Source organism: Photobacterium japonica (genome assembly GCF_050337005.1).
GTDB lineage: Bacteria > Pseudomonadota > Gammaproteobacteria > Enterobacterales > Vibrionaceae > Photobacterium > Photobacterium japonica.
Genome location: NZ_JAKJSN010000106.1, coordinates 1 through 4,975, shown reverse-complemented (window position 1 = coordinate 4,975; position 4,975 = coordinate 1). Strand labels below are relative to the sequence as shown.

The 4,975-nt window shown below is 55.9% G+C and carries 1 protein-coding gene; it reads right to left on the bottom strand.

Features of this window, described 5'->3' with window-relative positions; all coding sequences use genetic code 11:
• The coding region (locus L4C36_RS23280) for a beta strand repeat-containing protein (RefSeq protein ID WP_428480155.1) at positions 1–4,975 on the bottom strand (4,975 nt) is incomplete at both ends.

The following is a 4,975-nucleotide window of genomic DNA, read 5'->3' as shown; positions in this document are numbered from 1 at the left end:
GAGTCACTTCGCGATCAACCAGCACATTGCCGCTGGTGTCGGTAATGACAATGCGATCGCCCACTTGTGTACCTTGGGTCAAGGTCACTTGCGCCGTCACGGTGCCATCAGCGCCGAGTTCGGCAATATTAAAGACGCCGTCACCGTTGGTGTCGCCCAATAACTCAACAGAAACTGTCGGGCCTTCACTATCGACCAAGGCACTGTCGCTCGCCTCAGAGGTATTCCCGGCTGGGTCTGTCACCTGTGCCGTGACATCCACCGTTCCGCCGACCACGGGCACTTCGACTTGAATACCGCTAGTGAGGTCATCTTGAGTTACTTCGCGATCAACCAGCACATTGCCGCTGGTGTCGGTAATGACAATGCGATCGCCCACTTGTGTACCTTGGGTCAAGGTCACTTGCGCCGTCACGGTGCCATCAGCGCCGAGTTCGTCGCTGTTRTAGATACCGTCACCGTTGGTRTCGCCCARTAACTCAACAGAAACTGTCGGGCCTTCACTATCGACCAAGGCACTGTCATTGGCCTCAGAGGTATTCCCGGCTGGGTCTGTCACCTGTGCCGTGACATCCACCGTTCCGCCGACCACGGGCACTTCGACTTGAATACCGTTAGTGAGGTCATCTTGAGTCACTTCGCGATCAACCAGCACATTGCCGCTGGTGTCGGTAATGACAATGCGGTCGCCCACTTGCGTACCTTGGGTCAAAGTCACTTGCGCCGTCACGGTGCCATCAGCGCCGAGTTCGTCGCTGTTGTAGATACCGTCACCGTTGGTGTCGCCCAGTAACTCAACAGAAACTGTCGGGCCTTCACTRTCKACCAAGGCACTGTCATTGGCCTCAGAGGTATTCCCGGCTGGGTCTGTCACCTGTGCCGTGACATCCACCGTTCCGCCGACCACTGGCACTTCGACTTGAATACCGTTAGTGAGGTCATCTTGAGTYACTTCGCGATCAACCAGCACATTGCCGCTGGTGTCGGTAATGACAATGCGGTCGCCCACTTGCGTACCTAGGGTCAAGTTCACTTGCGCCGTCACGGTGCCATCAGCGCCGAGTTCGTCGCTGTTATAGATACCGTCACCGTTGGTATCGCCCAGTAACTCAACAGAAACTGTCGGGCCTTCACTGTCTACCAAGGCACTGTCATTGGCCTCAGAGGTATTCCCGGCAGGGTCTGTCACCTGTGCCGTGACATCCACCGTTCCGCCGACCACGGGCACTTCRACTTGAATACCGCTAGTGAGGTCATCTTGAGTYACTTCGCGATCAACCAGCACATTGCCGCTGGTGTCGGTAATGACAATGCGATCGCCCACTTGTGTACCTTGGGTCAAGGTCACTTGCGCCGTCACGGTGCCATCAGCGCCGAGTTCGGCAATATTAAAGACGCCGTCACCGTTGGTGTCGCCCAATAACTCAACAGAAACTGTCGGGCCTTCACTATCGACCAAGGCACTGTCGCTCGCTTCTGGGGATTTGTTGTCCGCAGGGTCAGTCACTTGCGCCGTCACATCAACACGACCGCCATTCACTGGCGTTTCCACGTAGATGCCGTTATCTAAATCAGCTTGCGTCACTTCACGCTCAAGAAGGATGTTACCGTTGCCGTCTGTGACAGTAATCGTATCGCCCACCGCTGTGTCAGCGGCCAGAGTGACTTTGGCGGTCACGGTACCGTCGGCACCCAACTCGTCGCTGTTGTACACGCCGTCACCGTTGGTGTCGCCTAACAGTTCGACGGTCGGAGCAGATGCAGCATCAGTATCGACTAACGCGCTATCATTCGCCTCTGGGGATTGGTTGCCTGCAGGATCGGTGACTTGCGCCGTCACGTCGACGCGATCGCCATAGTACGGCACTTCCACGTTGATGCCGTTGTCGAGGTCATCTTGCGTCACTTCTCGCTCGAGAAGGACGTTGCCTGCCCCATCTGTCACAGTGATGGTATCGCCCACGGCAGTGTCTGCTGCTAAGGTCACTTTGGCGGTCACGGTGTTATCTGCACCCAACTCATCGCTGTTGTAGACACCATCGCCATTGGTATCGCCTTGCAGCTCTACTGTTGGCGCTGATGCTGCCTCTGTATCCACCAATGCGCTATCGCTGGCTTCTGGGGATTGGTTGCCTGCAGGATCGGTGACTTGCGCCGTCACGTCGACGCGATCGCCATAGTACGGCACTTCCACGTTGATGCCGTTGTCGAGGTCATCTTGCGTCACTTCGCGCTCGAGAAGGACGTTGCCTGCCCCATCTGTCACAGTGATGGTATCGCCCACGGCAGTGTCTGCTGCTAAGGTCACTTTGGCGGTCACGGTGTTATCTGCACCCAACTCATCGCTGTTGTAGACACCATCGCCATTGGTATCGCCTTGCAGCTCTACTGTTGGCGCTGATGCTGCTTCTGTATCCACGAGTGCACTGTCGCTGGCTTCTGGAGATTTATTACCTGCCGGATCGGTCACTTGTGCGGTCACGTCGACGCGATCGCCGTTCGGTGATACTTCGACCAAGATACCGTTGTCCAAGTCGTCTTGGGTGACTTCACGCTCAAGCAATACATTGCCATGACCGTCAGTGACAGTAATCGTATCGCCCACCGCTGTGTCAGCGGCCAGAGTGACTTTGGCGGTCACGGTACCGTCGGCACCCAACTCGTCGCTGTTGTACACGCCGTCACCGTTGGTGTCGCCTAACAGTTCTACCGTTGGTGCTGACGCGCCGTCAGTATCCACGAGTGCACTGTCGCTCGCTTCTGGTGATGGGTTACCTGCGGCATCCACCACTTGGGCGGTCACTTCAACGTTGTTACCTGTACCAACCGATAGTTCAACCTGAATACCGTTGTTCAAATCATCTTGGGTGATCACACGATCAACCAGAATCGAACCGTCGGTATCTTTGATGATGACGCGGTCGCCCACTTCGGTACCTGCAGCCAATGTCACTTCCGCCGTTACCGTGCCGTCAGCGCCGAGTTCGTCGCTGTTGTAGACGCCGTCACCGTTAGTGTCGCCTAGCAGCTCAACCGATGGTGCCGGTGCAGCCTCTGAATCAACCAGCGCATTGTCGCTCACTTCTGGCGATGGGTTGCCTGCGGCATCCACCACTTGTGCGGTCACTTCAACGTTGTTACCTGTACCAACCGATACTTCAACCTGGATGCCGTTATCGAGATCCGCTTGGGTAATTTCGCGGTCAACGAGGATTGAACCGTCAGTATCTTTAATGATGATACGATCACCGACTTCAGTGCCTGCAGCCAGTGTCACTTCTGCGGTGACTGTGCCGTCAGCGCCCAGTTCGTCGCTGTTGTATACGCCATCACCATTGGTATCACCGAGCAGTTCTACCGATGGGGCCGGTGCAGCACCATTATCAACCAAGGCGTTATCACTTACTTCTGGTGAGGCGTTACCTGCGGCATCCACAACCTGAGCTGTGACTTCAACGTTGTTACCTGTACCAACCGATACTTCAACTTGGATACCGTTATCAAGATCTGCCTGAGTGATTTCACGATCAACGAGGATTGAGCCGTCAGTGTCTTTAATGATGACGCGGTCGCCGACTTCAGTGCCCGCGGCCAGTGTCACTTCTGCGGTGACTGTTCCATCAGCGCCGAGTTCGTCGCTGTTGTAGACGCCGTCGCCGTTAGTGTCGCCGAGCAGTTCTACCGTTGGGGCCGGAGCAGCACCATTATCAACCAAGGCGTTATCGCTGGCTTCTGGTGATGGGTTACCTGCGGCATCCACCACTTGGGCGGTCACTTCAACGTTGTTACCTGTACCAACCGATACTTCAACCTGAATACCGTTGTTCAAATCATCTTGGGTGATCACACGATCAACCAGAATCGAACCGTCGGTATCTTTGATGATGACGCGGTCGCCCACTTCGGTGCCCGCGGCCAGTGTCACTTCTGCGGTGACTGTTCCATCAGCGCCCAACTCGTCGCTGTTGTAAACGCCGTCACCGTTGGTGTCGCCTAGCAGCTCAACAGATGGTGCCGGTGCAGCCTCTGAATCAACCAGCGCATTGTCGCTCACCTCTGGTGAGGCGTTACCGGCCGCATCCACGACTTGTGCGGTCACTTCAACGTTGTTAGCCGCCCCAACCGAGACTTCAACCTGAATACCGTTATCGAGATCGGCTTGGGTAATTTCACGATCAACGAGGATTGAGCCATCGGTGTCTTTAATGATGACGCGGTCGCCGACTTCGGTGCCTGCTGCCAGTGTCACTTCTGCGGTGACTGTGCCGTCAGCGCCGAGTTCGTCGCTGTTGTAGACGCCATCACCATTGGTATCACCCAGTAGCTCTACCGATGGGGCTGGTGCTGCCACATCATCCACAAGTGCATTGTCGCTCACTTCTGGCGATGGGTTGCCTGCCGCATCCACAACCTGAGCTGTGACTTCTACGTTATTGCCCGCACCCACTGAGACTTCGACTTGGATGCCATTGTTCAAATCGTCTTGGGTAATTTCGCGGTCAACGAGGATTGAGCCGTCTGTGTCTTTGATGATCACGCGGTCGCCAACTTCGGTGCCCGCGGCCAGTGTCACTTCTGCGGTGACTGTACCGTCAGCGCCGAGTTCGTCGCTGTTGTATACGCCGTCGCCGTTATCACCTAGCAGCTCAACCGTTGGTGCAGGTGCAGCCTCTGAATCAACCAGCGCATTGTCGCTCACTTCTGGCGATGGGTTGCCTGCGGCATCCACCACTTGTGCGGTCACTTCAACGTTGTTACCTGTACCAACCGAGACTTCAACCTGAATGCCGTTATCGAGATCGGCTTGGGTGATTTCACGGTCAACCAGCACAGTACCGTCGGTATCTTTGATGATGACGCGGTCGCCGACTTCAGTGCCCGCAGCCAGTGTCACTTCTGCGGTGACTGTTCCATCAGCGCCCAGTTCGTCGCTGTTGTATACGCCGTCGCCATTGGTATCGCCGAGCAGTTCAAC